This is a genomic window from Serratia sp. KG1D (assembly GCF_037150675.1).
GTDB lineage: Bacteria > Pseudomonadota > Gammaproteobacteria > Enterobacterales > Enterobacteriaceae > Serratia > Serratia nematodiphila.
Genome location: NZ_JBAGIH010000004.1, coordinates 86,143 through 110,060 on the forward strand (window position 1 = coordinate 86,143; position 23,918 = coordinate 110,060).

28 protein-coding genes are annotated in these 23,918 nt (G+C 59.4%); 21 read left to right on the forward strand and 7 right to left on the reverse strand.

What is annotated here, in order from left to right:
* Positions 1-48: 48 nt before the first annotated feature.
* From hfq to WFM45_RS18530, 11 genes are all read left to right on the forward strand, one after another.
* Complete coding sequence (gene hfq / locus WFM45_RS18480) at positions 49-357, forward strand: RNA chaperone Hfq (RefSeq protein WP_004933678.1); 309 nt, start codon at positions 49-51, stop codon at positions 355-357.
* Between the two features lie 98 nt (positions 358-455).
* Positions 456-1,736 (forward strand): ribosome rescue GTPase HflX, encoded by a 1,281-nt coding sequence (gene hflX / locus WFM45_RS18485; protein WP_004933675.1) that lies wholly within the window; start codon positions 456-458, stop codon positions 1,734-1,736.
* Between the two features lie 68 nt (positions 1,737-1,804).
* Positions 1,805-3,055, forward strand: coding sequence for an FtsH protease activity modulator HflK (hflK, locus tag WFM45_RS18490; RefSeq protein ID WP_016929360.1), 1,251 nt, complete (start codon positions 1,805-1,807; stop codon positions 3,053-3,055).
* Positions 3,056-3,058: 3 nt separating this feature from the next.
* Entirely contained in the window at positions 3,059-4,063 is a 1,005-nt protein-coding gene (gene hflC / locus WFM45_RS18495) for a protease modulator HflC (RefSeq protein ID WP_004933669.1), read from the forward strand.
* 63 nt (positions 4,064-4,126) lie between these two features.
* Positions 4,127-4,327 (forward strand): DUF2065 domain-containing protein, encoded by a 201-nt coding sequence (locus tag WFM45_RS18500; RefSeq protein ID WP_004933666.1) that lies wholly within the window; start codon positions 4,127-4,129, stop codon positions 4,325-4,327.
* A 98-nt stretch (positions 4,328-4,425) separates the two neighbouring features.
* Positions 4,426-5,724, forward strand: a complete 1,299-nt coding sequence (locus WFM45_RS18505) for an adenylosuccinate synthase (RefSeq protein ID WP_004933663.1) — start codon at positions 4,426-4,428, stop codon at positions 5,722-5,724.
* Positions 5,725-5,957: 233 nt separating this feature from the next.
* Complete coding sequence (nsrR, locus tag WFM45_RS18510) at positions 5,958-6,383, forward strand: nitric oxide-sensing transcriptional repressor NsrR (protein WP_015376391.1); 426 nt, start codon at positions 5,958-5,960, stop codon at positions 6,381-6,383.
* 59 nt (positions 6,384-6,442) lie between these two features.
* Positions 6,443-8,917, forward strand: a complete 2,475-nt coding sequence (gene rnr / locus WFM45_RS18515; protein WP_048325821.1) for a ribonuclease R — start codon at positions 6,443-6,445, stop codon at positions 8,915-8,917.
* 61 nt (positions 8,918-8,978) lie between these two features.
* Complete coding sequence (gene rlmB / locus WFM45_RS18520; protein WP_004933653.1) at positions 8,979-9,710, forward strand: 23S rRNA (guanosine(2251)-2'-O)-methyltransferase RlmB; 732 nt, start codon at positions 8,979-8,981, stop codon at positions 9,708-9,710.
* Between the two features lie 116 nt (positions 9,711-9,826).
* The gene (locus tag WFM45_RS18525) at positions 9,827-11,455 is read left to right on the forward strand and encodes an isovaleryl-CoA dehydrogenase (protein ID WP_021504938.1); all 1,629 of its coding nucleotides are present in this window, start codon (positions 9,827-9,829) and stop codon (positions 11,453-11,455) included.
* Between the two features lie 66 nt (positions 11,456-11,521).
* Entirely contained in the window at positions 11,522-11,920 is a 399-nt protein-coding gene (locus WFM45_RS18530) for a DUF350 domain-containing protein (protein ID WP_016929354.1), read from the forward strand.
* Here WFM45_RS18530 and WFM45_RS18535 read toward each other — a convergent pair.
* Both WFM45_RS18535 and bsmA read right to left on the reverse strand, forming a co-directional pair.
* Complete coding sequence (locus WFM45_RS18535; protein WP_033633541.1) at positions 11,917-12,192, reverse strand: DUF1471 domain-containing protein; 276 nt, start codon at positions 12,190-12,192, stop codon at positions 11,917-11,919. The two genes, WFM45_RS18530 and WFM45_RS18535, sit on opposite strands and share 4 nt — an antisense overlap.
* 122 nt (positions 12,193-12,314) lie before the next feature.
* Entirely contained in the window at positions 12,315-12,629 is a 315-nt protein-coding gene (gene bsmA / locus WFM45_RS18540) for a biofilm peroxide resistance protein BsmA (protein WP_250602024.1), read from the reverse strand.
* A gap of 127 nt (positions 12,630-12,756) precedes the next feature.
* On the opposite strand from bsmA, the gene yjfP reads away from it, so the two are divergent.
* Both yjfP and WFM45_RS18550 read left to right on the forward strand, forming a co-directional pair.
* Entirely contained in the window at positions 12,757-13,509 is a 753-nt protein-coding gene (yjfP, locus tag WFM45_RS18545; protein WP_336956779.1) for an esterase, read from the forward strand.
* Positions 13,510-13,632: 123 nt separating this feature from the next.
* Entirely contained in the window at positions 13,633-13,995 is a 363-nt protein-coding gene (locus WFM45_RS18550; protein ID WP_250602022.1) for a hypothetical protein, read from the forward strand.
* A 99-nt stretch (positions 13,996-14,094) separates the two neighbouring features.
* Here the strand turns inward: WFM45_RS18550 and WFM45_RS18555 are convergent, their stop codons facing one another.
* Positions 14,095-14,361, reverse strand: coding sequence for a DUF1471 domain-containing protein (locus WFM45_RS18555; protein ID WP_004933636.1), 267 nt, complete (start codon positions 14,359-14,361; stop codon positions 14,095-14,097).
* A gap of 453 nt (positions 14,362-14,814) precedes the next feature.
* Here WFM45_RS18555 and rpsF point away from each other — a divergent pair, with 453 nt between their 5' ends.
* The 5 genes from rpsF (at position 14,815) to WFM45_RS18580 (ending at position 16,727) form a co-directional block, all read left to right on the forward strand.
* The gene (rpsF, locus tag WFM45_RS18560) at positions 14,815-15,213 is read left to right on the forward strand and encodes a 30S ribosomal protein S6 (RefSeq protein ID WP_004933634.1); all 399 of its coding nucleotides are present in this window, start codon (positions 14,815-14,817) and stop codon (positions 15,211-15,213) included.
* Between the two features lie 8 nt (positions 15,214-15,221).
* Positions 15,222-15,539, forward strand: coding sequence for a primosomal replication protein N (priB, locus tag WFM45_RS18565; protein ID WP_004933632.1), 318 nt, complete (start codon positions 15,222-15,224; stop codon positions 15,537-15,539).
* Positions 15,540-15,543: 4 nt separating this feature from the next.
* Positions 15,544-15,771, forward strand: a complete 228-nt coding sequence (rpsR, locus tag WFM45_RS18570; protein ID WP_000135199.1) for a 30S ribosomal protein S18 — start codon at positions 15,544-15,546, stop codon at positions 15,769-15,771.
* A 39-nt stretch (positions 15,772-15,810) separates the two neighbouring features.
* Entirely contained in the window at positions 15,811-16,263 is a 453-nt protein-coding gene (gene rplI / locus WFM45_RS18575) for a 50S ribosomal protein L9 (protein WP_004933629.1), read from the forward strand.
* A 110-nt stretch (positions 16,264-16,373) separates the two neighbouring features.
* Entirely contained in the window at positions 16,374-16,727 is a 354-nt protein-coding gene (locus WFM45_RS18580) for a DUF488 domain-containing protein (protein ID WP_015376398.1), read from the forward strand.
* Between the two features lie 3 nt (positions 16,728-16,730).
* On the opposite strand, the gene WFM45_RS18585 is transcribed toward WFM45_RS18580, so the two are convergent.
* On the reverse strand, positions 16,731-17,405 hold the full coding sequence (locus tag WFM45_RS18585; protein WP_336956784.1) for an OapA family protein: 675 nt from the start codon (positions 17,403-17,405) through the stop codon (positions 16,731-16,733).
* A gap of 267 nt (positions 17,406-17,672) precedes the next feature.
* Here WFM45_RS18585 and fklB point away from each other — a divergent pair, with 267 nt between their 5' ends.
* On the forward strand, positions 17,673-18,293 hold the full coding sequence (gene fklB, locus WFM45_RS18590; RefSeq protein ID WP_004933618.1) for an FKBP-type peptidyl-prolyl cis-trans isomerase: 621 nt from the start codon (positions 17,673-17,675) through the stop codon (positions 18,291-18,293).
* A 98-nt stretch (positions 18,294-18,391) separates the two neighbouring features.
* Here the strand turns inward: fklB and WFM45_RS18595 are convergent, their stop codons facing one another.
* Positions 18,392-20,344, reverse strand: coding sequence for a bifunctional 2',3'-cyclic-nucleotide 2'-phosphodiesterase/3'-nucleotidase (locus WFM45_RS18595; RefSeq protein WP_336956786.1), 1,953 nt, complete (start codon positions 20,342-20,344; stop codon positions 18,392-18,394).
* 255 nt (positions 20,345-20,599) lie between these two features.
* On the opposite strand from WFM45_RS18595, the gene cysQ reads away from it, so the two are divergent.
* Complete coding sequence (gene cysQ / locus WFM45_RS18600) at positions 20,600-21,340, forward strand: 3'(2'),5'-bisphosphate nucleotidase CysQ (protein WP_031300142.1); 741 nt, start codon at positions 20,600-20,602, stop codon at positions 21,338-21,340.
* A 1-nt stretch (position 21,341) separates the two neighbouring features.
* Here cysQ and WFM45_RS18605 read toward each other — a convergent pair whose 3' ends face one another.
* Positions 21,342-21,899 carry a YtfJ family protein gene (locus WFM45_RS18605; RefSeq protein ID WP_025159587.1) on the reverse strand — a complete coding sequence of 186 codons (558 nt, stop codon included), beginning with the start codon at positions 21,897-21,899 and terminating at the stop codon, positions 21,342-21,344.
* A gap of 330 nt (positions 21,900-22,229) precedes the next feature.
* Here WFM45_RS18605 and WFM45_RS18610 point away from each other — a divergent pair, with 330 nt between their 5' ends.
* The gene (locus WFM45_RS18610; protein ID WP_004933604.1) at positions 22,230-22,436 is read left to right on the forward strand and encodes a DUF1107 domain-containing protein; all 207 of its coding nucleotides are present in this window, start codon (positions 22,230-22,232) and stop codon (positions 22,434-22,436) included.
* Between the two features lie 69 nt (positions 22,437-22,505).
* Here WFM45_RS18610 and WFM45_RS18615 read toward each other — a convergent pair whose 3' ends face one another.
* Positions 22,506-23,837, reverse strand: coding sequence for a hemolysin family protein (locus WFM45_RS18615; protein ID WP_004933603.1), 1,332 nt, complete (start codon positions 23,835-23,837; stop codon positions 22,506-22,508).
* Positions 23,838-23,918 lie beyond the last annotated feature (81 nt).

The following is a 23,918-nucleotide window of genomic DNA, read 5'->3' on the forward strand; positions in this document are numbered from 1 at the left end:
CCGACAGGTTCTTAGTTACAAACAACAAGCAAATAAGGAAAAGATAGAATGGCTAAGGGGCAATCTTTGCAAGATCCGTTCCTGAACGCATTGCGTCGTGAACGTGTTCCGGTTTCTATTTATTTGGTGAATGGTATTAAGCTGCAAGGCCAGATTGAGTCTTTTGACCAGTTTGTCATCCTGTTGAAGAACACGGTTAGCCAGATGGTGTACAAGCACGCTATCTCTACCGTTGTCCCGTCACGCCCGGTTTCGCATCACAGCAACAACCCGAGCGGCGGTTCAAGCAACTATCACCATGGCAACAATCCGTCTGCGCAGCAACAGCCGCAGCAGGAAAGCGATGACGCTGAATAAAGCGCGTTGCAAGTCAACCATGACGGGGAGCATAAGCAGCCGCGGGCTGTTTATGTCCCCCAAACTCACGGTGAGTGTCCGTTTGAGAGGTTGCACGCTTGTTTGACCGTTATGAAGCCGGTGAGCAGGCCGTACTGGTTCATATCTATTTCTCGCAAGACAAAGATACGGAAGACCTCAACGAGTTCGAATCGCTGGTCTCCTCAGCCGGTGTCGAAGCTTTGCAAGTGGTGACTGGTAGCCGCAAAGCCCCGCATCCGAAGTACTTTGTCGGCGAAGGAAAGGCCGAAGAAATTGCAGATGCGGTGAAAGCCAGCGGCGCGTCTGTTGTCCTGTTTGATCATTCCCTTTCCCCGGCGCAGGAAAGAAACCTCGAGCGCCTGTGCGAATGCCGGGTGATCGATCGCACCGGGCTGATTTTAGACATCTTTGCCCAGCGTGCCCGTACCCATGAAGGTAAGCTGCAGGTGGAGCTGGCGCAGTTGCGTCACATCGCCACGCGTCTGGTACGCGGCTGGACGCACCTGGAGCGGCAAAAAGGGGGGATTGGCCTGCGTGGGCCGGGGGAAACCCAGCTTGAGACCGACCGTCGCCTGTTGCGCGATCGCATCAGCTTGATTCTGCGCCGCCTTGAGCGGGTAGAAAAGCAGCGTGAACAAGGCCGACGCGCGCGGACCCGCGCCGATGTGCCGACCGTATCGCTGGTGGGCTATACCAACGCCGGCAAATCCACCCTGTTTAACCGAATAACGTCTGCCGAGGTGTATGCGGCGGACCAGCTATTTGCCACCCTGGATCCTACGTTGCGGCGCATTGACGTGCCGGACGTGGGGGATACCGTGTTGGCGGATACCGTAGGCTTTATCCGGCACCTGCCGCACGATCTGGTGGCCGCCTTCAAGGCGACGCTGCAGGAAACGCGCCAGGCATCTCTGCTGCTGCACGTCATCGATGCCGCAGATCCGCGCGTCGATGAGAACATCGAAGCGGTGAACACCGTGCTGGCGGAGATAGATTCGGATGAAATCCCTACACTGTTAGTGATGAACAAAATAGATATGCTGGACGATTTTGTGCCGCGTATCGACCGCAACGACGAAAACCTGCCGATCCGGGTGTGGCTGTCCGCCGCCAGCGGAGAGGGTATTCCGTTGCTGTATCAGGCGTTGACGGAGCGCTTATCGGGGGAGATCGCGCATTACGAATTGCGCTTACCGCCACGGGCAGGCCGTCTTCGCAGCCGTTTTTACCAGCTTCAGGCGATTGAAAAAGAGTGGAACGAAGAAGACGGCAGCATTGGCGTGGTGGTGCGAATGCCGATCGTCGAATGGCGTCGTCTCTGCAAGCAAGAACAGGACCTGATTGACTTTATCGTATGATCATATCCTGTTACATTTATGCTTCGCGAAAGCCTGAAGTACCCAATCACAGAATATGGAGCTAAAACATGGCGTGGAATCAGCCCGGTAATAACGGACAGGACCGCGACCCGTGGGGGAGCAGCAATAACAATGGCGGCAACTCTGGCGGTAACAACAAAGGCGGTCGTGATCAAGGGCCACCTGATTTGGACGATATCTTCCGCAAACTGAGCAAGAAATTGAGCGGTTTCGGCGGGGGCAAAGGCTCCAACAGCAATAGCGGCGGCACCGGCACCTCTGGTCCGGGCTTCAGCGGCCGCATTATCGGTATCGCGGCGGTTGCCGTGGTGGTGATCTGGGCCGCCAGCGGTTTCTACACCATCAAGGAAGCCGAGCGCGGCGTCGTGACGCGTTTCGGTAAGTTCAGCCATCTGGTGCAGCCGGGCCTGAACTGGAAGCCGACCTTCATCGACGACGTGCGTCCGGTGAACGTGGAGTCGGTGCGCGAATTGGCAGCGTCCGGCGTGATGCTGACCTCCGATGAAAACGTGGTGCGCGTGGAAATGAACGTGCAGTACCGCGTGACCAACCCGGAAGCGTACCTGTTCAGCGTCGTCAATGCCGACGACAGCCTGAGCCAGGCGACCGACAGCGCCCTGCGCGGCGTGATCGGCAAATACTCGATGGACCGCATCCTGACCGAAGGCCGTACCGTGGTGCGTAACGATACGCAGCGCATGCTGGAAGAGACCATTCGTCCTTACAACATGGGCATCACGCTGCTGGACGTCAACTTCCAGGCGGCGCGTCCGCCGGAAGAGGTGAAGGCGTCGTTCGACGATGCGATCGCCGCGCGTGAGAACGAGCAGCAATACATCCGTGAAGCGGAAGCTTACGCCAACGAAGTTCAGCCGCGTGCGAACGGCCAGGCGCAGCGTCTGCTGGAAGACTCCAAGGCTTATAAGGATCGCACCGTCCTGGAAGCTCAGGGTGAGGTGGCGCGCTTTGCCAAGCTGTTGCCGGAATACAAGTCCGCACCGCAGATCACCCGCGAGCGTCTGTATATCGAAACCATGGAAAAAGTGCTGGGCCATACCCGTAAGGTGTTGGTGAGCGACAAAGGCAACAACCTGATGGTGCTGCCGCTGGATCAGATGCTGCGCGGCCAAGGCGCGGCGACGGAGAGCGGCAACAAGGATACCAGCCTGATTCGCCTCAATCCGAATCCTGCGCCGGCTGCCAACAGCAGCACTCCGCGCACCAGTGGCGGATCGGTTATGGATCAGCGCCGGGCGAATGCGCAGCGTGACGACACCACTCGCGTAGGGAGAGAGTAATCAATGCGTAAGTCTTTTGTAGTTATTGTCCTCGCGGTGCTGGTGGTGCTGTACGCTTCGCTGTTCGTGGTGCAGGAAGGCCAGCGCGGCATCGTGCTGCGCTTCGGCAAGGTTCTGCGCGATGGCGAAAACAAGCCGCTGGTGTATGCGCCGGGTCTGCACCTCAAGATCCCGTTCATTGAGACCGTGAAGAACCTGGATGCGCGCATCCAGACCATGGACAACCAGGCCGATCGCTTCGTGACCAGCGAGAAGAAAGACCTGATCGTCGACTCCTATCTGAAATGGCGCATCAGCGATTTCAGCCGTTACTATCTGGCGACCGGCGGCGGCGACGTCTCCCAGGCCGAAGTGCTGCTGAAACGCAAGTTCAGCGACCGTCTGCGTTCCGAAATCGGCCGCCTGGACGTGAAAGACATCGTGACCGACTCGCGCGGCAAGCTGATGTCTGACGTGCGTGACGCGCTGAACACCGGCACAGTGGGCGACGGCGAAGAAGTGGCGACCACCGAAGCCGATGACGCTATCGCCTCTGCGGCGGCGCGCGTTGAGCGGGAAACCACCGGCAAACAGCCGCAGGTGAACCCGAACAGCATGGCGGCGCTGGGCATCGAAGTGATCGACGTGCGTATCAAGCAGATCAACCTGCCGGCCGAAGTGTCCGACGCCATCTACCAGCGTATGCGCGCCGAGCGTGAAGCGGTAGCCCGTCGTCTGCGCTCGCAGGGCCAGGAAGAAGCCGAGAAGCTGCGCGCCAGCGCGGATTACGAAGTGACCCGTACCCTGGCGGAAGCAGAGCGTCAGGCGCGTATCACCCGCGGTGAAGGCGATGCCGAAGCAGCCAAGCTGTTCGCCAATGCGTTCAGCCAGGATCCGGACTTCTATGCCTTTATCCGCAGCCTGCGCGCCTATGAAGCCAGCTTCAAGGACAATCAGGACGTGCTGGTACTGAGCCCGGACAGCGATTTCTTCCGCTACATGAAGTCGCCTGATACCCTGCGCAAATAAGCGCGGGTGGCAATCTGAACGAGGGCCCGTTTACGCGGGCCCTTTCTCGTTTTTGGGGGATGCATGAACTCAACGATTTGGCTGGCGCTCGGGCTGGTTCTGGTGCTGGAAGGATTGGGGCCGATGCTGTTTCCGCAGGCCTGGCGCAAAATGATTGTGGCGATGTCGCAGTTGCCGGACGCAACGCTGCGGCGATTTGGCGGTGGAATAGTGGTTGCGGGCTGCGTGATCTACTATATGTTGAGCGGCCGCACGGGTCTTTAAAGTCTAGCCCAAAATTTATGCAATCGTATGCTAAAAGTGCTGAAAATCGAAAATTACGGTGGTAGAATCCATTTTTAAGCAATCGGTGATTTTGAAAAATGGGTAAGAACGTCGTCGTACTGGGCACCCAATGGGGTGACGAAGGTAAAGGCAAGGTTGTAGACCTGCTGACTGAACGGGCTCAATATGTTGTGCGCTACCAAGGTGGCCATAACGCTGGCCACACTCTGGTAATCAACGGTGAAAAAACCGTTCTTCATTTAATTCCTTCAGGTATTCTGCGTGAAAACGTCACCAGCATCATCGGCAACGGTGTTGTTCTGGCGCCGGACGCGTTGATGAAAGAAATGGGTGAACTCGAAGCGCGTGGCATCCCGGTACGCGAACGTCTGTTACTCTCCGAAGCTTGCCCGTTGATCCTGCCTTATCACGTTGCGTTGGATAACGCGCGTGAGAAAGCGCGCGGCGCGAAAGCGATCGGCACCACCGGTCGCGGCATCGGCCCGGCTTACGAAGATAAAGTGGCTCGTCGCGGCCTGCGCGTCGGCGATCTGTTCAACAAAGAAACCTTCGCCGTTAAGCTGAAAGAGATCGTCGATTACCACAACTTCCAGCTGGTCAACTACTACAAAGTTGACGCCGTCGATTATCAGGCGACGCTGGACTACGTGCTGTCTATCGCCGACATCCTGACCGCCATGGTGGTTGACGTTTCCGAACTGCTGGACGGCGCGCGCAAGCGTGGCGACCTGATCATGTTCGAAGGCGCTCAGGGCACCCTGCTGGATATCGACCACGGTACTTACCCGTACGTCACCTCTTCCAACACCACCGCCGGCGGCGTGGCTACCGGTTCCGGCATCGGCCCGCGTTATGTGGACTACGTGCTGGGCATCGTGAAAGCCTACTCCACTCGCGTGGGTGCAGGTCCGTTCCCAACTGAATTGTTCGATGAAACCGGCGAGTACCTGTGCAAGCAGGGTAACGAGTTCGGCGCCACCACCGGCCGTCGTCGTCGTACCGGCTGGCTGGACGCGGTAGCGGTGCGCCGCGCCGTGCAGATCAACTCCCTGTCCGGCTTCTGCCTGACCAAACTGGACGTCCTGGACGGCCTGAAAGAAGTGAAGATCTGCGTGGGCTACCGCATGCCGGACGGCCGCGAAGTGGACACCACTCCGCTGGCGGCTGAAGGCTGGGAAGGCATCGAGCCTATCTACGAAACCATGCCGGGCTGGAGCGAAACCACCTTTGGCGTGAAAGAGCACAGCAAGCTGCCTCAGGCTGCGCTGAACTACATCAAGCGCATCGAAGAAGTGACCGGCGTACCGGTAGACATCATCTCTACCGGCCCGGATCGCAGCGAAACCATGATCCTGCGCGACCCGTTCGACGCATAATCAGGCTTTGCGGCATTAAACAAACCGGGCGCGTCCCGGTTTGTTTTTATCCTGACTCCCTCCGATTGCGGTTTCACGTCAAAAAATCCTTTCATAAACCCGCCTTAGGGCGCGGGATTCGCTAAATAATTAGCGACGAACTCTCCGGCTGGTTTATTATCCAATGAGTAATCTTTTGAATAGCGCCGAAAAGCGGCGTATCAGACGGGTAAAGTGATACCCAGAGGTAAGATGTGCAGTTAACAAGTTTTACTGATTATGGCCTGCGGGCGTTGATCTACATGGCCTCGTTGCCGCAGGACAAGATGACCAGCATCTCGGAAGTGACCGAGGTTTATGGCGTGTCTCGCAACCATATGGTGAAGATCATCAATCAGTTGAGCCGGGTAGGTTTTGTCACGGCGGTGCGCGGTAAGCATGGCGGCATCCGTTTGGGCAAACCGGCCGAGAGCATTCGCCTCGGCGACGTGGTGCGGGCGCTGGAGCCGCTCGCGCTGGTTAACTGCAGCAGCGAGTTTTGCCACATCACCCCTGCCTGCCGATTGAAGCAGGTGCTCCAACAGGGCGTACAGAATTTCCTTGAAGAGCTGGATAAGCATACGTTGGCCGACATGGTCGAAGACAATCCGCCGCTCTACAAGCTATTGCTTGTCGAATAAAACGACGTTGAGAAGACAAGGCTCAACGTCATCCTGCTGATGACAACGGAGGAACCGCAATGTCACAAGATCCATTCCTGGAACGAGAAGCAGAAAAATACGAATCCCCTATCCCCAGCCGTGAATATATCCTGGCCCATTTGGCGAAAAGAGAAACGCCGGCCAGCCGCGAAGAACTGGGCAACGAATTGGGTCTCAGCGGTGAAGAACAGCTGGAAGCGCTGCGCCGCCGCCTGCGCGCCATGGAGCGCGATGGTCAGTTAGTGTTTACCCGCCGCCAGTGCTACGCGCTGCCGGAACGTTTGGATCTGCTGCGCGGCACGGTGATCGGCCACCGCGACGGCTACGGCTTCCTGCGCGTCGAAGGCAGCAAAGACGATCTGTACCTGTCCGCCGAACAGATGAAAATGGCGATCCACGGTGACGTGGTGCTGGCGCAGGCCTTGGGCGCGGACCGTAAAGGGCGCCGCGAAGCGCGCATCGTGCGCGTGCTGGTGCCGAAAACCAGCCAGATTGTCGGCCGCTTCTTCATGGACGCCGGTACCGGCTTCGTGGTGCCGGACGATAGCCGTCTGAGCTTCGATATTCTGATCCCGGCGGACAGCGTCAGCGGCGCGCGCATGGGCTTTATGGTGGTGGTGGAGCTGACTCAGCGTCCGACTCGCCGCACCAAGGCGGTTGGCAAGATCGTTGAGATCCTCGGCGACAAGATGGGCACCAGCATGGCGGTGGATATCGCGCTGCGCACCCATGAGATCCCGCATACCTGGCCGCCGCAGGTGGAAAAACAGGTGGCCGATCTCAGCGAACAGGTGCCGGAAGCGGCCAAGAAGGGCCGCGTCGATCTGCGCAAGCTGCCGTTGGTCACCATCGATGGTGAAGACGCGCGCGACTTCGATGACGCCGTGTACTGCGAGAAAAAACGCGGCGGCGGTTGGCGCCTGTGGGTGGCGATCGCCGACGTCAGCTACTACGTGCGTCCGCGCACCGCGCTGGACGATGAAGCGCGCAGCCGCGGCAACTCGGTGTACTTCCCGTCGCAGGTGATCCCGATGCTGCCGGAAGTGCTGTCCAACGGGCTGTGCTCCCTGAACCCGCAGGTCGATCGCCTGTGCATGGTGTGCGAGATGACCATCTCCGCCCAGGGGCGCCTGTCCACGGCCAAGTTCTACGAGGCGGTAATGAGCTCTCACGCCCGCCTGACCTACAACAAGGTGTGGCACATTCTGCAGGGCGATCAGGAGCTGCGCGAGCATTACCATCCGCTGGTCAAGCACCTGGAAGAGCTGCACGCCATGTACAAGGTGCTGGATAAGGCGCGCGCCGAGCGCGGCGGCATCGCGTTCGAAACCGAAGAAGCCAAATTCATCTTCAACGCCGAGCGTCGCATCGAGCGCGTAGAGCCGACGGTGCGCAACGACGCCCACAAGCTGATCGAAGAGTGCATGATCATGGCCAACGTGGCGGCCGCGCGCTTCGTCGAGAAACGCAACGAGCCAGCGCTGTACCGCGTGCACGATCGTCCAAGCGACGATCACATCTCCGCGCTGCGCAGCGTGCTGAGCGAACTGGGGCTGACGCTGGGCGGCGGTAATAAGCCGCAGCCGAAGGACTATGCGGTGCTGATGGATGAGGTGTCCGAGCGCCCTGACCACGAAATGCTGCAAACCATGTTGCTGCGCTCGATGAAGCAGGCGATTTACGATCCGGAAAACCGCGGCCACTTCGGCCTGGCGCTGGCCTCTTACGGCCACTTCACCTCGCCGATCCGCCGTTATCCGGATCTGGCGCTGCACCGCGCGATCAAATACCAGCTGGCCAAGGAACACGGCGAGCCGAAAGAGCGCTGGACGCCGACCGGCGGCTGGCACAGCGAATTCGAAGAGATGCTGCAGCTGGGCGAACACTGCTCGATGACCGAGCGCCGCGCGGACGAAGCGACGCGCAACGTCGCCGACTGGCTGAAGTGCGACTTCATGCAGGATCACGTCGGTGAAGTGTTCAGCGGCATCATCTCCAGCGTGACCGGCTTCGGCTTCTTCGTGCGCCTGAACGATCTGTTTATCGACGGGCTGGTGCACGTATCAACTCTGGATAATGATTACTATCGCTACGATAATATCGGCCAGCGCCTGATCGGCGAGTCTTCCGGCACGGTCTATCGCCTGGGGGATACGGTGGAGATCCGCGTGGATGCGGTGCATATGGACGAGCGCAAGATCGACTTCGCGCTGGTATCCAGCACCCGCAAAGCGCGCGGTGAAGGGAAAACCGAGCGCGATCGCGCCAAGAAGGGCGGCCAGCGTACGCTGCGCGACAGCGGCAATGCGGGGCGCGGCAAGCGCCGCGGCGGCAAACCGCCGGCCAACTTCGAACCGGACAGCGCCTTCCGCAAGCAGGATGACGCCAAGCCCGCCGACAAGGTGAAGAAGGCGAAGAAGAAGGCCAAGAAAGCGTCTGACAAAACGCGGAAAATCGCGGCGGCGACCAAAGCCAAACGCGCAGCCAAGAAGAAAGGTGCCGAGCAGGCCTAACCTGCCGCACATCGTTACCATCGGCCGGTTATCGCCGGCCGCACGAATTTAAAAGAGCATCATGAGCGAAATTATTTACGGCATCCACGCCGTCAAAGCCCTGTTAGAGCGCGACCCGCAACGCTTCCTGGAAGTGTTTATCCTGAAAGGCCGCGAAGATCGCCGCCTGCAACCGCTGATCGCCGAGCTGGAAGCGACCGGCATCGTGATCCAGGTGGCGAACCGCCAATGGCTGGATGACAAGGTTGAAGGCGCGGTGCACCAGGGGATCATCGCCCGGGTGCGCGAAGGGCGCCAGTATCAGGAGAACGATCTGCCGGGCCTGCTGGAAAGCGTGGAGACGCCGTTCCTGCTGGTGCTGGACGGCGTGACCGACCCGCATAACCTCGGTGCCTGCCTGCGCAGCGCCGACGCGGCCGGCGTGCACGCGGTGATCGTGCCGCGTGACCGTTCCGCCCAGTTGAACGCCACCGCCAAGAAAGTGGCCTGCGGCGCCGCCGAAAACGTGCCGTTGATCCGCGTGACCAACCTGGCGCGCACGCTGCGTCTGCTGCAAGAGATGAATGTCTGGGTGGTGGGCACCGCCGGCGAAGCCGACCATACGCTGTATCAAAGCAAAATGACCGGCCCGATGGCGCTGGTGATGGGCGCGGAAGGCGAAGGCATGCGCCGCCTGACCCGCGAACACTGCGACGAGCTGATCAGCATCCCGATGGCCGGTACCGTCTCTTCGCTGAACGTGTCGGTCGCCACCGGCATCTGCCTGTTCGAAGCGGTGCGTCAGCGCGGCTGATTCTCCTGACGGGGGCGCTGTGCCCCCGTTAATTCCCCCTCTTGTGATCCCGCCTGCGGCAGAAATCTCTGCGCCGACCATACTTACTCCTGACGCTTTTTTCAGGGAGCACTCTCATGGTCTGGACTACGCACACCGTTTTTAACCAACCCAAGCCGCTGGGCAACAGCAACCTGTTTCTCTCCGATACGCCGCTGCGCGAAGCGTTGCAGCGCGAGCAAGGCGGTTGGGACGCCGAGGTATTGGCTTCGCTGGGCCAGCAGCTCGGCACGCAGGAGTCGCTGGAGCTGGGGCGGCTGGCCAACGCCAACCCGCCGGAGCTGCTGCGCTACGACGCCACCGGCCAGCGACTGGACGACGTCCGCTTTCACCCGGCCTGGCATATCCTGATGCAGGGGCTGATCGCCAACCGGGTGCACAACCTGCCCTGGCAGGAGGATGCGCGCATCGGTTCCTTCGTGGCGCGCGCCGCGCGCTTTATGCTGCATGCGCAGGTCGAGGCCGGCACGCTGTGCCCGGTGACCATGACCTTCGGCGCCACACCGCTGCTGCAGCAGGCGTTACCGGCCGAGTTTCGCTCCTGGCTGACGCCGCTGCTGTCGGATCGTTATGACGCTCACCTGCTGCCGGGCGGGCAAAAGCGCGGCCTGCTGATCGGCATGGGCATGACGGAGAAGCAGGGCGGCTCCGATGTTTTGAGCAATACCACCACCGCCACGCCGCTCGGCGCGCGCGGGCCGGGCGAAGCCTACCGGCTGGTGGGGCACAAGTGGTTCTTCTCGGTGCCGCAGAGTGATGCGCACCTGGTGCTGGCGCAGGCCGAAGGCGGGCTGTCCTGCTTCTTCCTGCCGCGCATTTTGCCGGACGGCAGCCGCAACGCCATTCGCCTGGAACGGCTGAAAGACAAGCTGGGCAACCGCTCCAACGCCAGCAGCGAGGTGGAGTTTCAGGACGCCACCGCCTGGCTGCTGGGCGATGAGGGCGACGGCGTGCGGCATATCCTGAAAATGGGCGGCCTGACCCGTTTCGACTGCTCGCTGGGCAGCCACGGCCTGATGCGCCGCGGGCTGTCGGTGGCGCTGTATCATGCGCTGCAGCGGCAGGCATTTGGTAAGCTGTTGATCGAACAACCGCTGATGCGCCAGGTTCTGGCGCGCATGGCGCTGCGGCTGGAAGGGCATACCGCGTTGCTGTTCCGGCTGGCTCGCGCCTGGGAAAGCCGCAGCAATGAGGGCGAGCTGATCTACAGCCGCCTGCTGACGCCGGCGGCCAAATACAGCATCTGCCGTCAGGGCATGCCGTTCATCGCCGAGGCGATGGAGGTGCTGGGCGGCATCGGCTACTGCGAAGAGAGCGAGCTGCCGCGCCTGTACCGTGAAATGCCGGTGAACAGCATCTGGGAGGGCTCCGGCAACATCATGTGTCTGGACGTTTTGCGCAGTCTGCATAAACTGCCGGGCGCGCTCGAGATGTTGCAGTTCGAGCTGCAGCCGGTGCGCGGCCAGAATCGGTTGTTCGATCATGCCTGGCGGCAGTGGCAGCAGCGCGCCCGGCAACCGCGTGAAGAGATGGGGCGGCTGCTGACCCAGCAGCTGTTCGACCTGTGCTGCGCCGCGCAACTGCTGCAGCATGCCAGCCCGCAGATCGCCGACGCCTGGTGCCACCTGACGCTGGATCACCGCGGCGAGAGCCTGCTGTCGGCCGAGGTGTGCGAACTGCTGCTGAACCGCGCCATCGGCGGTTAGGGAAAAGGGTGGCGCGCGGCGGCGAAAACCTTTTTAATTCAGCCTCACTCTGACAGGAAAATGCACATGGATATTCTCAGCGCGTTGGCGGCGTTCGCCTCTTACTTCTTCAGCGGTTTCGCCATGATTTTGGTGTTTCTGTTCGTCTATACCCGCATCACCCCGCATGACGAATGGGCGTTGATCAAGGCCGATAATCAATCCGCCGCCTTTGCCTTTATCGGCGCTTGCCTGGGGTATGTGATCCCGCTGGCCAGCGCGGCGATCAACTCGATCAGCCTGCTGGATTACCTGCTGTGGGGCGTGGTGGCGCTGGTGGTGCAACTGCTGCTGTTCGCGGCCGTGAAGATCTACATGCCGCGTATCAGCGAAAAGATCGAAGCGAATCATCTGGCCGCCGGGATTTTCCTGGGGGGCGTCTCCGTTAGCGGCGGCGTGTTGAATGCGGCGTGCATGAGCTACTAAAGGTATAAGATGGCCGAGGCGCGCCAGCCAAGCGGGTGCGCCTGTTCTTCCATCCGCAGGATGCGGTAATAGCTGGCGCCGTGTTGACCGGCGGTGCGGGCGATGGCCAGTTCCGCTTCCTGCGGCGAGCCGGGCAGATCGCTGAAGGTGATCTCGGCGATTTCACTGAGCGGCGTCACGCGATCGGCGGGCGCCAGCTCGGCGGACTGTGCGCCGGTGCTGAGCAACCCCATGGAAAGCAAGAGGGAGGTGAGTGCGGTGGAGCGTTTCATGGCGTTCCCCTTCGTCAGATCCTGAATCGCACCCGCAACATGCGGCATGCTGTCCCTCAGTGTGCAACACCCTGCTTCAGCCTGTGCAAAGCCAGTGTAAATCTGCTTAAAAAATCCCCGCCTTAGCGATACAGGATCGCCTGGGAATACCATTGGCCCGGCACGACGGTTTCGCTGTTCATGATGATCACATAATAACGGGCGCCGGCGGCGGTGGCCTTGCGCTGGATCTCCGCTTCCACGTCCATCGGGCTGCCGCGCACCACGGCGGTGACGGTGCCGATTTTCACCAGCTCGGCGGTCTGCGCGCGAACGATCTCCTGCGCCTGCGCCTGTGCGGTGGGCGGCGGCGGCGGTTTCGGCGTGGTGGTCATGATGCCGCAGGCGGAAAGCTGTGCGGCCAGCGTCAGGGTAATGAGTGTGCGGGCAATCGTCATGGGAACCTCGAAAGAGCCGGTGCGATGGCTTCAGTGTAACGCAATATAAGCTGGAACAGATTGAGCTAACGCTGGCTGGCGCAAGTTTGTCATGATGAATGCCAACAGGTGAGTTGAGGATGAACGGATGATCGAAATTCATGACGAGCGGGCGGGCGATATTGCGGTGATCCATGCGGTGCCGGCGGGGCAGTATCATCGGCCGCTGCCGACGGTGTTCTTCTGCCATGGTTATACCTCGTCGAAAGAGGTGTACGCCTACTTCGCCTATGCGCTGGCGCGCGCCGGTTTTCGGGCGGTGCTGCCGGATGCCGATCGGCACGGCGAGCGGTTCGACGGCGATGAGACGCGGCGCCTGGCGGCGTTCTGGGAGATCCTGCGCAGCAATATCGACGAGCTGCCGCAGATCAAGGCACATTTTGAGCGGCTTGGCCTGATTGCCGACGGCCGCATCGGCGTTGCCGGCGCCTCAATGGGCGGCATGACCGCGCTTGGCGCCTTCGCGCGCTTTCCGTGGATCCGGGCTGCCGCCAGCCTGATGGGCTCCGGCTATTACCGTTCACTGGCGCAAACGCTGTATCTGCCGTTGGGCGAAGAGGGTGAGGCGCTCTCGCCGGCGGCGTTTGCCGCGCGCACCGCCGTGCTGGCGGAATATGAGCTGGAAGGGTGTTTGGAGACGATAGCCGGGCGGCCGTTGTTGCTGTGGCACGGCGAGACGGACGACGTGGTGCCGGCGGCGGACAGCCTGCGTTTGGCGGCCGAACTGCGGCGGCAAGGCGCGGATGGCCGTTTGACGTCGCTCGTCGAGCCGGGGGTGAAGCACCGCATCACGCCGTTGGCGCTGTCCGCCACGGTCGACTTTTTCCGCCGCGAGCTGTGATGCGCCGCCGGGCACGATGCATGGAATTGCAGCGCTCTGTGCCTGCTGTTTCGGGCATTGTTTCATGCATGTCGGAGGAGAATGTCAGCGTGAATTCTTTCAGGGCAGCAAGGAGCAGAGGGCATGATAAAAAGCATCGGCAGTGCGGCCGGCTTAATGGGAACGATAAAAGCGCGCGCCGAGCTTAACTCAGCGGCCTTCAGCGAGATGCTGGAGGCAGCCGACGACAAGGTGCGGCAAAACAAGGCGCATCCGCTGTCGCGCATTACCGCGCAGACGGTGCAAAACATGACGGCGCTGTTCGCCTGCGTGCCGAAAGCGGCTGCCACTCACACTGCGGCGCCGGGAGCACTCTCGTTCGAACAGCGGGCGACCCTGGCGGAAAGTGCCGATCTGCTGCAAATGCGCACCCACTATCTGCGGATGGCGTTGCAGTTGCACAATCCGGGCAAGGCGCTCAACACGCCGGCGTTGCTCAAGCTCTGATTGGCGGGGGAAGCGGAGCGCCCAACGGGCGGCGCTCCGGTGCGGACTGAACGGGCTTTCTGATGAAGCCCTGGGATTTCCCTGGCGTGGCACGTCTCTTTAGCGGTACAGCTCGGCGCTGACGTGCATCGTGCTGTTGTCGCCCGGTTCGTGCAGGGCGATGATGCGATAAGAGCTTGCGCCGCGTTGGTCGGCGATTTTACTGACCTGGCTGCTGGCGTCGTCCGGCGAAACCACATTCTGGTTCAGGGTGACGAAGCCGACGCTTTGGCGTTGATCGGCCTGGTGCGAGGTGATCTCCGTCGCGGCCATCACATTGGCGGAGAACAGGGCGGCCAGCGCCGTCGCGAGAATAATGCGTTTCATAGTGCCTCTCTTACTTTTTGCCGTTACGGCCTGACAGCGAGTGTCGCTGCGGCAAAAAGTCATTTATCTGCATTGAATAACCTGGGATCTTTTTCGTCGCGCTGTCTGCGGCGGATATGGTTAATTTTAGTCCGTTGCCGGCGATTAAAAAGCGGGGTGTTTTGAAGGCATCCTTCAAAAAAAGTGAAATAGATTTGTGACTCAACGCTGATTTCATTGAAAGATTTTTGAAACTGATGGATCGGCGTACATAGGTTCACTCACGAGCAAATCGTGCTATTTCCCATAGCGCGTCGTATTAACGCGAATAAAACCCACGCAGTCCTTGAGTTTCCCGCCCTGCGTCAGTATGATTACGCGTCATTTTTCAGCCGCACACTAAACACGTTCCTTGCTTCCATGGGCCGCGGTTGACCCTGACAGGAGGCTGAATAATCCGTAAGGAGCAATTCGATGCGTCATTACGAAATCGTTTTTATGGTCCATCCTGACCAAAGCGAACAGGTTCCGGGCATGATCGAGCGTTACAGTGCTACCATCACTAACGCGCAAGGTCAGATTCACCGTCTGGAAGACTGGGGCCGCCGTCAGCTGGCTTATCCGATCAACAAACTGCACAAAGCTCACTACGTTCTGCTGAACGTTGAAGCGCCGCAGGAAGCGATCGATGAGCTGGAAACTAACTTCCGCTTCAACGACGCCGTTATCCGCAGCATGGTTATGCGCGTTAAGCACGCGGTAACCGAAGCATCTCCGATGGTTAAAGCGAAAGACGAACGTCGTGGCGATCGCCGCGAAGATTTCGCTAACGAAACCGCAGATGATGCAGATGCTGGGGATTCTGAAGAGTAATTGCCGCCGTGACGGCTAATCGTCTGGTTTTGTCGGGCACTGTGTGCAAGGCGCCGGTTCGAAAAGTGAGTCCTTCCGGGATACCGCACTGCCAATTTGTGCTAGAGCACCGTTCGCAGCAGACGGAAGCCGGATTCAGCAGACAAGCATGGTGCCGAATGCCCGTGGTTGTCAGCGGACAACAGTCACAAGCACTAACTCAAAGATTAACGGTCGGCAGTCAGATTACCGTGCAAGGCTTTGTAAGCTGCCATCAAGGGCGCAACGGGCTGAGCAAATTGGTTCTGCATGCCGAGCAGATTGAATTGATAGATTCTGGAGACTAGCCAAATGGCACGTTATTTCCGTCGTCGCAAGTTCTGCCGTTTCACCGCGGAAGGCGTTCAAGAGATTGACTATAAAGACATCGCTACGCTGAAAAACTACATCACCGAAAGTGGTAAAATTGTACCGAGCCGTATCACCGGTACTCGTGCAAAATATCAGCGCCAGCTGGCCCGTGCTATCAAGCGCGCGCGCTACCTGTCTTTGTTGCCGTACACTGATCGTCATCAGTAATCGGCCACTGTCCATTAACGACTTTGAGAGGATAAGGTAATGCAAGTTATTCTGCTTGATAAAGTAGCAAACCTGGGCAGCCTGGGTGATCAAGTTAACGTTAAAGCGGGCTACGCTCGTAACTTCCTGGTACCACAGGGCAAAGCTGTTCCTGCTACCAAGAAAAACGTTGAGTTCTTCGAAGCACGCCGTGCTGAACTGGAAGCCAAACTGGCTGACGTTCTGGCTGCTGCTGAAGCTCGCGCAACCAAGATCAACGAACTGGGTTCAGTCACCATCGCTTCCAAATCTGGCGACGAAGGTAAACTGTTCGGCTCTATCGGCACCCGCGACATCGCTGACGCAGTGACTGCGGCAGGCGTTGAAGTTGCCAAGAGCGAAGTTCGTCTGCCGAACGGCGTTCTGCGTACCACTGGCGAGCACGAAGTGCACTTCCAGGTACACAGCGACGTGTTCGCACAGCTGAATGTAGTTGTGGTTGCAGAAGCGTAATTTACGCTGCTGTTAACCGGTTAAAACGCCAGCCTCGCGCTGGCGTTTTGCTTTTCTGCGCCCGGCAAAACGCGCTACGCTTGAAGACGGGATGAAAAGGAGAGCGTGCGATGGCAACGATTACGCTACAGCGGGTTTACGATTTCAGCGCGCCGGCGCCGGAACACTGTTATCTGATAGACCGGCTATGGCCGCGCGGCATCAGCAAAGAGCGGTTGACGGGCGTGCAGTGGTTGAAACAGGTGGCGCCGGATGACGAGCTGCGCAAGTGGTTCCATCAGCATACCGACCAGTGGGAAGCCTTTGAGACGCGCTATCGCCAACAGCTGGCGGCCAACGACGCCTGGCAGCCGCTGGTGGCGCTGTTACGGCAGGGGCAAACGCTGACGTTGCTGTATGGCAGCAAAGATACCGAGCACAATCAGGGCGTGGTGCTGCGCGAGTTTCTGCTGGCGCAGCTGTAGAGATTAGCGTTCCCGGCGGTAGCTGCCGTCGGCCTGGCGGCGGAACAGCGCCTGGCTGTTGTCTGCCGTGGTGACCGACAGCGCGCTAATCACACCGTTGGCGTCGCGTTCGATGCGCACTTCCTGGCCGGCTTTCATGTTGCTCAGCGGCTTGTCGCCGCCTTCCACCTGCGCCATGGCGAACACTTCATTCACCGGCAGATTGTTGTCGCGAAACAGTTGGGCCAGGGTCTGGCCGGGCTGGATCTGATAACGCTGCCAGTTGCCCGCCGGCGTCGGTTCGTTGGCAGGCGTGGCGGCGCTACCGCCGTTTTGCAGCTCGGCCTGCAGCGGCACGCTGGTTTCCTGCTGAGAGACCGGGAACGGCTGTCTTTCGGGCGAGTAGGGCCATAGCAACGCCAGCAGCAGAATGATGCCGAAGATCAGCACCCAGCGGCGATGAAAGTAGGGCAGCGGTTCCATCCAATGGAAACCGTCCGGCAGATGCCAGACTTTAATCAGCAGCGCTTTGACCCGCTGCATTTTGTCGTTGGCCGACGGCGGCTCCGATGGCGGTTCCGCGCTTTCAGCCGTGGGTGCGGCGCCCGGTTTCAGGCGCTGGCTGATGTTCAGCCAGGTGCGCAGCAGCGGCTGGTAGATGCGGGTGGTTTTCCTTCTCCTGGGCGCGATTCTGCCCATGGTGACCTCTCTTCGACGGCGTAATAATCAGTGCGGCGCGGCAAACGCGTCGCCTGCCCGATATCCTGCTTTCAGTATAGTCCGCTAACTGATTGAAGTGAAAGGCGGCTGAGCGGCAGAGCCGGAGTTTGCGGCTGCGGGCGTTAACAGAAGGTTATTGTTTCTTTTTCTACGACAAAAGTCATCATTCTCCACACAAGATTTTACCCGGCATTGACGCGCTGTTATGCTGCGCTTTCGACTTTTTACAGACTTAAGGAAAACCCCATGACAACCCCTTCTTTTGACAGCGTTGAAGCGCAAGCAAGTTACGGGATTGGTTTACAGGTCGGCCAGCAGCTGCAAGAGTCCGGGCTGGAAGGTTTGCAACCGGAAGCTTTGCTGGCGGGTTTGCGTGACGCGCTGGAAGGGAATGCCCCGGCGGTTCCGGTAGACGTGGTGCACCGTGCGCTGCGTGAAATCCACGAGCGTGCGGACGCGGTGCGCCGCGAGCGCCAGCAGGCGATGGCGGTTGAAGGCCAGAAATTCCTGGACGACAACGCCAAGCGCGATGACGTGACGCTGACCGAGTCTGGCCTGCAGTTCTCCGTACTGGAGCAGGGCAACGGCCCAATTCCGTCCCGTCAGGATCGCGTGCGCGTGCACTACACTGGCCGTCTGATCAACGGCGACGTGTTCGACAGCTCGGTTGAGCGCGGCCAGCCGGCGGAATTCCCGGTCAGCGGCGTGATCCCAGGCTGGATCGAAGCGCTGACCCTGATGCCGGTCGGTTCCAAATGGCAGCTGTATATCCCGCACAACCTGGCCTACGGCGAGCGTGGCGCAGGCGCGTCCATCCCGCCGTTCAGCGCGCTGGTGTTCGACGTCGAGCTGCTGGAAATTCTGTAATCCCACCGAGGATTGTTCTGGGCGCCTTCGTGGCGCCCTTATTTTATGCGCCGCGCAGGCGAGCGATGAATGGCCGGGCGCGCCGGCCATAAACCGTGTTACTTACCGCTTAAATCGATGCGATAAACCGCGAAGCCGATGCTGTCGCTGCCTGCGGCGCTCATCGGATATTGGGTGTGCTCTTTGATAAACCTTGTCGCTTTGTCCGAAGGCGAGGTCTCGAAGCGGATATCCAGCGGCTGCTGGCTGCTGAAGTTCGCCAAACGCCAGTTGTTGTCCGCCTGAGGGCGCACCGCGCCATGCCGCTGGGTTTCGGCGTTGATGTAGGCCGCCAGCACCGAGCGGTTTTCATCCGGCGAAGCGAAGGCGATATGTTTGTCGCCGGTGCCGGCAAATTTGCCGCCGTAGGCGCGGTAGTTGTTGGTGGCGACCAGGAAGGTGGCGTTCGGATCGATCGGCTTGCCGTTGAAGGTCAGCTGCTTGATACGCTCCGCCTTGTCGTTGATCAGTTGGCATTCGCCGTCGTAGCGCGCCGGCTGGCTGACGTCGATCTGGTAGTTGACGCCGTCGATCACGTCGAAGTTATAGGTGCGGAAGCCGTCCCAGTTGATCAAGCCCTGCGGCTTGGCGCTGTTGACGTCGATCTGGTTGAACTGGCCGGCGGAGCACTCCAGCCACTCTTTCACCTCTTTGCCGCTCGCCTTCACCACCACCAACGTATTGGGGTAGAGATAGAGATCGGCGGCGTTGCGGAAGGTGAGCTGGCCTTTTTCCACTTCGACGAAGCTGGCGGGATCGTTCTTGCGGCCGCCGACCTTGAACGGCGCCGCCGCCGACAGCACCGGCAGATCGGCCAGATCCGGGTCGCCCTGGATGTAATGTTCGACGTAGGCCTTCTGCGCATTGTTGACGATTTGCACCGTCGGATCGTCCTGCACCAGCGCCAGATAGCTGTACATGTTGCCGTCGGATTTACCGATCGGCTGGCTGACGAACTCGCGCGTGCCCTTGTGATCGTCCGCCAACACCTTCACCAGCGCGGCGTCTTCCGCCGCCAGCGATTTCTTGTTCTCTTTGTCGTAGATCGGCCGTGCTTCCGCGTTGGCGGCGGTCACTTTCCAGCTGCCGCCATCGTTGTTGAGCTGCAGATCGACCACGCCGAGATGGTCGCCCCATTGGCCCGGCATCACCGCCGGCACGCCGTTCAGCAGGCCTTTGTCGATATCCGCGCCTTTGATGTTGGCAAAGTCCTTGCTCGGGAACACCGCATGGGCGTGGCCGAACATGATGGCGTCGATGCCCGGCACCTGGCTGAGGTAATAGACCGAGTTTTCCGCCATCGCCTTGTAAGGCTCGCTGGACAGCCCGGAATGCGGGATCGCCACCACCAGATCGGCGCCCTCTTTACGCATCTGCGGCACGTAGCGCTTGGCGGTGGCGGTGATGTCGTCCACCGTCACTTTGCCCTGCAGGTTGGCCTTGTCCCACACCAGGATCTGTGGCGGCACGAAGCCGATGTAGCCGATGCGCAGCGTATGCGCCTTGCCGTCGCGATCTTTCACCGGCGTATCGACGATGATGTACGGCGTGAACAGCGGTTTTTGCGTTTTGGCATCGATGACGTTGGCGTTGATATACGGGAATTTGGCGCCGGCGATGGCGTTCTTCAGGTAGTCCAGCCCATAGTTGAACTCATGGTTGCCGATGTTGCCGACGACGTAGTCCAGCGTGTTCATCGCCTTATAGACCGGGTGCACGTCGCCCGGTTTCAGCCCCTTGGCCGCCATGTAGTCGCCGAGCGGGCTGCCCTGAATGATGTCGCCGTTGTCCACCAACACCGCGTTGGCGGCCTGCTGGCGCGCCTGTTGGATCAGGCTGGCGGTGCGCACCAGGCCGAACTTGTCGGTCGGCGTGTCCTTGTAGTAATCGAAGTCCATCATGTTGCTGTGCAGATCGGTGGTTTCCAGCACGCGCAGATCGACGGTGGCCGCTTGCGCGGAGGCGCACACCAGCAGCGCAAGCGCGGACAGCGTCAGTGGATGCTTCATCATTTGGGATTCTCTCCATTCCATTATTCGAGTGTTATCGCAGAGGGAAATGTAATTAACACTGCTTGCCACAGTAAACTGTGAAGTGTGGCAGAAAATGGCGGCGGGTAACGCGGGGAAGCTCACAGTTGTGCCCAACAAGAAATGAGGAATTCCCGAGGCTTAGGCGGTTGAGATGGATATTCGGCGTAAAAAAAACTAGTCTGCTAGCAGAGACAGAGGGAAATTTCCCACGGAGATGCAGAGTTGAGGTGCATGATGTTAGAGCGAATTTGCCAACTGTCCCGCGAGGCGGGGGCGGCGATCATGGCGGTGTACGACGGCGAACAACCGCTTGATGTCGCACAGAAAAAAGATGATTCACCCGTGACGGCGGCCGATCTGGCGGCGCATCACATCATCAAGCGCGGCCTGGCGGCCCTGACGCCGGAGGTGCCGCTGCTGTCGGAAGAGGATCCGCCGGCGTGGGAAGAGCGCCGCGGCTGGACGCGCTACTGGCTGGTCGATCCGTTGGACGGCACCAAAGAGTTTTTACATCGCAATGGCGAGTTCACGGTCAATATCGCCCTGATTGAAGACGGGCAGGCGGTGATGGGGGTGGTGTACGCCCCGGCGATCGACGTGTTGTATCTGGCGGAGCGCGGTAAGGCCTGGAAAGAAGAGAAGGGCGTGCGGCAGGCGATCGGCGTCAGCAACGCGCATCCGCCGCTGGTGGTGGTGAGCCGCTCGCATATCGATGACGAACTGAAAGATTATTTGCAGCAGTTGGGCGAGCACCAGACCGTGTCAGTCGGTTCCTCGCTGAAGTTCTGTCTGGTGGCGGAAGGCAAGGCGCAGCTCTATCCGCGCTTCGGGCCGACCAACATTTGGGATACCGCCGCAGGGCATGCGGTGGCGGTGGCCGCCGGGGCGCAAATTCACGATTGGCAGGGTAAGCCATTGCTCTATACCCCGCGTGAATCTTTCCTCAACCCCGGCTTCCGGGTGTCGCTGTTCTGAGTCAGTTCGCCAACAGCTGGTGCAGCTTGGACATCACCTGCTGCACCTCTTCCGGCGTCAGCGCGCCGTCTTTGGCGAACTGGATGCGCCCTTGCTTATCCAGCACCACGATGGCGGAGCCTTTCGGCTGCAGATCCCAGGCTTTGCGCACGTTGCCGTCGCTGTCGACGATAAACTGCGACCATGGGAACTCCTTCTTGCTGTCTTCAATACTGCTGCGCACGAACATCGCGGTGCCCATCAGGGCATCGTCGGTGTTGACGATTGTCGTCGTTTGGTAACGATCGTGTGGTAGCTTCGCCTTCTTGATCGCTTCAATCAGTGGGTCGTTCATGTCTTTGGCGGAGCTGCGGCCGGCAATATGTTGTATCACTCGCACTTTTCCACTGAGCTGCGCGCTGTTCCAGTTCTGATAGCTAAAATTACCGTCAGCGTAATTGAGCTCTCCTTTGTCGCTGACGCCGACCGGCGCCACGCGCTGCTGGAGCTGGAAGTTGTGCGCGGAAGCGAAAAGCGGGGCGAGCAGCAGGGATACCATCAGCATGCGACTTGTTTTCATGCTTTCTCCTTGTAATGGGGGGAATTTGTGCGACAGCACTTCGACAGCCTAAAGCATAGGATGTGATAAGAGGTCTGTCCTGTTAACCGGATCGCAGATTTTCCCTTGGTTCGCTAATCATCAGATTTTGAAGGGATATCCTGAAAACGTTATAAATTATCATATACAATTCTGTCAAAAAGTGTAAATCCAGCGTAGATATCCGGGCAGAAGTGAACGTTCTGGTCTTTACTGGGTCTACTACATGCAATCAAGTTGCGTTCTGAATTTCGAGGCTGCCACCTTTGGCGGCTCGCTGAGCGCATGGATCAACGGGAGGAGCGTAAAAGAATGAGAATCTTCCAGCGTTATAACCCTTTGAAAGTGGCAAAGTACGTTAAGACCCTGTTTCGCGGAAGGCTGTATATCAAGGACGTGGGCGCATTTGAATTCGACGAGGGGAAAATCCTGCCGCCGAAGATTCGCGACAAGCGCCATTTCAGCGTGATGTCTGAAGTTAACCGTCAGGTGCTGCTGTTGCAGACCGAGATGGGGTGAGCACCTCGCTGACAGCGGTAAAAAAAATGCGGCCCCGATGGGGCCGCTGATGTTTTTGTCTTACCGCCGTCAGGCCGCAGGCGTGTCGTCCGGCGCTTTCGGCAGCACCGCCGCCGGCTTGTCGCTCAGCCGGGTGACCAGCAGCTGGTCTATCTTGTAGCTGTCGATATCCACCACTTCGAACTTGTAGCCGGCGTATTTGACGAAGTCGGTGCGTTTCGGGATCTTGCGCAGCATATACATCATAAAGCCGCCGATGGTCTCGTAGTTGCCCGCCTGCGGGAACTCGTCGATGTCCAGCACGCGCATCACGTCGTCGATCGGCGTGCCGCCTTCAATCAGCCATGAACTTTCGTCGCGCGCCACGATCTGCTCTTCCTGGCCCTGGCCGACCAGATCGCCCATCAGCGTGGTCATCACGTCGTTAAGGGTGATGATGCCCACCACCAACGCATATTCATTGAGGATCACCGCGAAGTCTTCGCCGGCGGTTTTGAAGCTTTCCAGCGCTTCGGACAGCGTCAGCGTGTCCGGCACGATCAGCGCCGAGCGGATCTGCACGCCGCTGCTCAGCACCAGGCTTTGGTTGCCCAGCACGCGGTTCAGCAGGTCTTTGGAATCGACGTAGCCGACCACCTGATCGATATGGCCGTCGCACACCAGGAACTTGGAGTGCGGGTGAGTCGAGACCTTCTCCTTGATGCTCTCTTCGCTTTCGCGCAGATCGAAGTACACCACGCTTTCGCGCGAGGTCATCGAAGACGGCACGGTGCGCGATTCCAGTTCGAACACGTTTTCAATCAGCTCGTGCTCCTGCTTGCGCAGTACGCCCGCCAGGGCGCCGGCTTCCACCACCGCATAGATGTCATCGGAGGTGATGTCGTCTTTACGCACCATCGGCAGCTTGAACATACGGAAGATCAGGTTGGCCATGCCGTTGAAGAACCACACCAGCGGGCGGAAGATCATGATGGAGAAACGCATCGGGTTGATGATCCGGACGGCGACCGTCTCTGGTGCAATCATACCGATGCGCTTCGGGGTCAAATCGGCGAACAGGATAAACAGGCTGGTCACCAGCACGAAAGAGCAGATGAAGCTGACCTGTTCCGCCAATTCGGGCGACAGGAAACGATCGAACAACACCTTGAAAGTGGGCGAGAAAGCCGCGTCGCCGACGATACCGCCGAGGATGGCCACGGCGTTCAGGCCGATCTGCACCACGGTGAAAAAGATGCCAGGGGTTTCTTGCAGCTTGAGCACTCTGGCGGCGTTGACGTTACCTTCGTCAGCCATCAGCTTCAGTTTGATCTTGCGCGAGGCGGCCAGAGAGATTTCCGACAGTGAGAAGAACGCACTCACCGCGATCAGAAAAAGAATCAGTAAAATACTGTTTAACATAATCTATCCATACGTGCCGACGGGATGCCGGCGCTCTTGAGGAAGGGTAGTACATAGTAAAAAAAGCAGCGATAACAACCA